This window comes from Sodaliphilus sp., assembly GCF_045598405.1.
GTDB lineage: Bacteria > Bacteroidota > Bacteroidia > Bacteroidales > Muribaculaceae > Sodaliphilus > Sodaliphilus limicaballi.
Map to the genome: position 1 here is coordinate 1 of NZ_JAZLLZ010000060.1, position 4437 is coordinate 4437.

Below are 4437 nucleotides of genomic sequence, written 5' to 3' on the forward strand. Positions count from 1 at the left end.
GGCGGTGGGGGTTATTCAGGTATTGTCCTGCCGGACAACAAATTAGCAGCAATTGCTATAAAAGCTAAAGTTGAGTTATCAATAGTCGCACAAAGTGCGACCACGCTCCTTTGGCGCGTTGAATACTTTATTCATATGCAAGACAGCAAATTGCAGATTGCGAAACTCTCTTGAGTTGAGGTATTTATCGTTTCGTCACGTTGAGGGTGCCGCCGGCGGTGTGGGCGGTGACTTGCGGTGCATACTGGCACTGGGCGTGGGCAGCCCCGGTGCTATATGTGCCGGGCGATGTGACGTAGGCGTCGTAGGTGATGACATGAGTGCCCTTGCCCATGCTAGTAATGAACGCTTTGGTGCTTGCGTCGCGTGTTTCGAGGTAATAACCCATGCCGTCCATGTAGCGGTAGCCCGAGAGCTGGTCTGCGGGTTCTAGGCATGCCGCACGCTCGTCGGTCACTGTGACGAAATCGAGGTCGCGGTTGCTCTTGATGACCATGCGCACCTGCACCTTGTCGCCCACATGCAATGTGTCGGCCTGTTGCATCTTACCCTTCGGGCCATACACGAGGCATTCCTTCTTCACTTCCAGCTCGTCAATAGCATTATGTGCGATTTCGCTCATCAGTGCATCACGTTGCGTGTAGATTGCGCCCCAGCAGGGAGTGCAATCGGTAGTGACGGTAATCTTTGTGCCTGGGGCGGCGTTTATGCTCTTGTGGTAATAGGGGGCAAATTCCTTGTAAAGCAGTTTCTTGTCGCCTACTGTGATTGTCATATTGTGTGCAGGCAGATAATTTCTGTCTTCGCCAGTGGATATGAGGCAGTTAATGGCATCGGCGGCAAGGCTTGACGATCCCCAGTCGTTGGTCTGCTTCATCAGGAGCATCCACTTGCCGTGCGCCTGCTGCGTCTAGCGGCAGCAGCATTGCCATGACGGCAAGCGACATATAGAGAAAAAATCGTTTCATAGCGTTATTGTTTTTGTCTTGTGATGATTTCGTGGGTGAATGGGGTGCTGTTCATAAACTGGTCGTGTACAAATCCTTTCACAATCCAGTGCCCGTCGAACGAGGGCGCGTCAAATTCCACAGTCACTTTGCCCTCGGCATCGGTGGTGAGCAGGGGCTCCCACAGCATTGTCTTCACGCCTCGGTTGTCGGCATTGAGAGAGACAAGCATTTTCTGCACTCTTTCAGGTGTCGCCTTATGGCCAAATATTGCTGTGAGCGCCGACCCCGCTCCTCTTACTCTGATCTGGTAGGGACTGGGCGTGGCCTCTGGCTGGCTATCGGCATGGTCTCTGAAATCGCTTCTCGACGGGTATCCGCCGGCTTTGATAGCGCACTGCGACGGGTCGCAGGGGGTGGCGTCGTCGGTGTAGTCATCATCGGTGCAAACGTCTTCTGATGCTTCTTCAAACATGTCCTGCCCATATTCATACAGCTTGGGGCATGTGACGTAAGTCGGTTTCAAGAGTGCCTTGTTCAGTGTGATTTGGTTGGTGATAGTGCATGCCGAGCTGTTGCTAAACAGGTTGTAATGCATGAACCGCATCCAGTCAGAGGTGTTGCTATCAGCCAGCTGCAGGTTGCGGATGTTGTATTCCTCGGTCTTGTTGATCACTTCTATTGTCATGGCAGCCTGCACGGGATTGCCGTCCTGGTCGGTGACGGTGAACGTGAGTTTGCCGTGCTCTCCGGCGGTGAAGACAGGGTCTGGCTGTGGCGTTACGGTGAGTAGCCGCTTGTTGCGCTCGACATACACATATCGGTCATAGAACTCCATGTCGTGGTGCATGGCAAACTCCACGCGCACGTCGCGGTCGTGGGGCACAGGCACATCGACGGTGTTCTCGCCCTGCTTCAGTTGCAGCCACTTGCAGCTGATGATGGCGCTGTCGCTCGCCACGATGCACAGCACGCTGGCTTGCGGCACGCCGCTCATCACCTTGATGTGCGCCACATCGCTGGCGTCGGGCTTGACGAGCTTTGCGGGGCACCACAGCAGCGAGTCTAGGGCTGTGGCTGCGGGCTGCGTCGGTTCTGTTTCCACATCGCCCACGGTAAAGGTCACGCAGTTGCTTCTCACGTCCTTGTCGCCGGGGCATTGCACTTGCAGCACATAGAGGTATTGAGCCTTGCCGCTTGTGCTGTTGCGCTCGGCGATGAACTCGTCGGGGAACCCGATGTTGAAATTCCCGCGTTCGTCGGTCTCGACTTGCGTGTTGAAGGTGTTGACGTCATTTTCGCTGATTGCCATGCACTTTGCCTCGACGGTGCGTGGCGCTGTGGCGGTGCCGTGGGGACTGATGATTTTACCGCCTAGGTTTATCGAGTCGTTGCAGCCGAAGTGCTTGAAGTTGTCGCCCATGTCGATTGACGTGTGCTGCCGGGTGTTGCCGGGTATCAAGATGATGTCTTTGCGATTGAGTTTCTGCCCCCGGTCACTCACCTCGATGTAGAACGAGACGTGCTTCCGGGTGTTGATTGCCGGCATGGCGAAAGCACCGCTGGCACGCCCAGTGGCATCGGTCATCACTGTGACCGAGTCGATTGCCTCGTCGTTATCCTCGTTATTCTTCCACAAAACTACTTGTAACTCTTTGTTGCTGAAAGGTGTGTAACCGTGACCAACACATCCTGATGCCACAAGCATCCACTTCGCGTCCTCGCCGGCGGTGTAGTATGACTGGTCGGTGAAGATGTCGGTGAAATATTCCTTCATGTTTCGGGGCTTGAGCGGACAAATCACGGTGCGGAAATCATCGTGATGCTCCTCACTGCCAGTGCCTACGATAAGGGTGTTTTTGGGGTAGCAAGAAAATGACGCACGGCCCATTGAGTCGGTTATAGCAGTGACTGCATTTTCCTTGTCGGCGCTGAGCTTGTGCGGTATTTCGGTCACCTTGGCTCCCACGATGGGTGCTCCGCCGTAGGCATCCATGACAATCACCTCGTGGCTGTCGTTTCTCTCCAGCAGGTTGCAGGCGATGTCGCTCACTTTGGTCCAGTGTTCCAGCTTGTTAGTGTACTCCTTGCCGCCAGCCACGAGCGATGGGGTGATGACGTAGTTGCCATATCCAGGCAGCGCATCCACTTCTATTTCCTCTTCGATTGTGTAGGGTATCTTTCCTGCTGGCTCGTGCATCTTGACTTCTATCTTGCGCAGGGGCGTGTCGCTGTCTTTTTGCCTGATATTGAGTGTGAAGCGGTCGGTGTTGGCGAGCAGGGCTTTTACCTTGATTTTCTCGCCCATTTTCACCCTGCTGGGGAAGGAGAGGCTCACACTAGGTGCTTCGAGATCGTGGATCTCGTTGTAAACCTGCGCTTTGTAGTAGCTGTCGGGGAAGCGGGCGATGTAGTCTCTGAGCAGGCTGTATTTTTTCTGTTTATCTCGAAATACGGGCTCAAGCAGGAACCGTGCCGAGTGCTCGTTTTCGCGATAATGCTCATAGTCGTCGGTGCTATACTTATAGGTCTCGATCATGGCATGGATGTGTGCCGGGGTGTTGTCACGTGTGCTTTCGAGCCACAGTGCCACGGGGTCGATGCGTGAGTCTCCAAAGATGAGGTGGTACTCATAAATCTTCTGGCAGGCAAACTGCAGCAGTGTGGGCACTAGCGTGGCTCCCATCTTGCCGGTCTTGATCACGCGAGGGTAGGCGGTGACGGGAATCAGTGCCAGCGGTTCCTGCATCGCAAGCACTTCGTCGTAGAGGGCAGCCGTCTTGGTGTCGAAGTCCTTTTTTGACCACAAGCGATAGTCGGCAGGGGCTGGACTGTCGTCCTGGTCCTCGCGGTAATACTCTTTGAGTCCATCGGCGCCCTCCTCGCTGTAAGCCTGGAGCACGTGTGCCTCGAGCATCAGCAGCAATGCTTTGACTCCTGGGTGTGTTTCCTGCCGCGACACTTGCTCGATGCGGGCAATGATGTCGTTGATGTTGCTGTTGCTGGCATCCATGAAACTTTGTGCCAACGAGTAGCGCATGAGTGCATCGACTGTCATTTCGCCGTCGCCAGTCTTCTGGGCGCGTTTGAGGTCGGCGAGCGCGGTTTTCGACATCTGCTTGGGGTGGTTGAAGTCCACTGCATGCCGTGCGCCTGCTGCGTCTAGCGGCAGCAGCATTGCCATGACGGCAAGCGACAGGTTGATGATGAATCGTTTCATAACTTTGTTGTTTTTTCGTAGTGCAAAGTTACGAAGTATATTTTATATATCCATCACATTCTTCTATAATTTTATCTCATTTTGGATTTTGTAACCGATTGATTATTAATGGAGTGTAAAAATAAAATCTCATTCGGGCGTTTATTACCCTCTCGGGGAACTCAAACCTCTCGGGGAACTCACACCTCTCGGGGAACTCGGGGAACTCGCGGAAATTTTTTGCTCCTTGGGAAATTTTTCAGAAATTAATAATATTTCCGCGAGTTCCCC

The 4437-nt window shown here is 53.8% G+C and carries 2 protein-coding genes; both read right to left on the reverse strand.

What is annotated here, in order from left to right; genetic code table 11:
• Nucleotides 1-184: 184 nt before the first annotated feature.
• Nucleotides 185-877, reverse strand: coding sequence for a hypothetical protein (locus ACKI3C_RS04895; protein WP_407402632.1), 693 nt, complete (start codon nucleotides 875-877; stop codon nucleotides 185-187).
• Between the two features lie 95 nt (nucleotides 878-972).
• On the reverse strand, nucleotides 973-4167 hold the full coding sequence (locus tag ACKI3C_RS04900; RefSeq protein WP_407402634.1) for an Ig-like domain-containing protein: 3195 nt from the start codon (nucleotides 4165-4167) through the stop codon (nucleotides 973-975).
• Between the last annotated feature and the right edge of the window lie 270 nt (nucleotides 4168-4437).

What these genes read in the sequence shown, in the direction of transcription:
- ACKI3C_RS04900 (WP_407402634.1), bottom strand. Translation starts at nt 4,167, where the DNA reads ATGAAACGATTCATCATCAACCTGTCGCTTGCCGTCATGGCAATGCTG.
- ACKI3C_RS04895 (WP_407402632.1), bottom strand. Translation starts at nt 877, where the DNA reads ATGAAGCAGACCAACGACTGGGGATCGTCAAGCCTTGCCGCCGATGCC.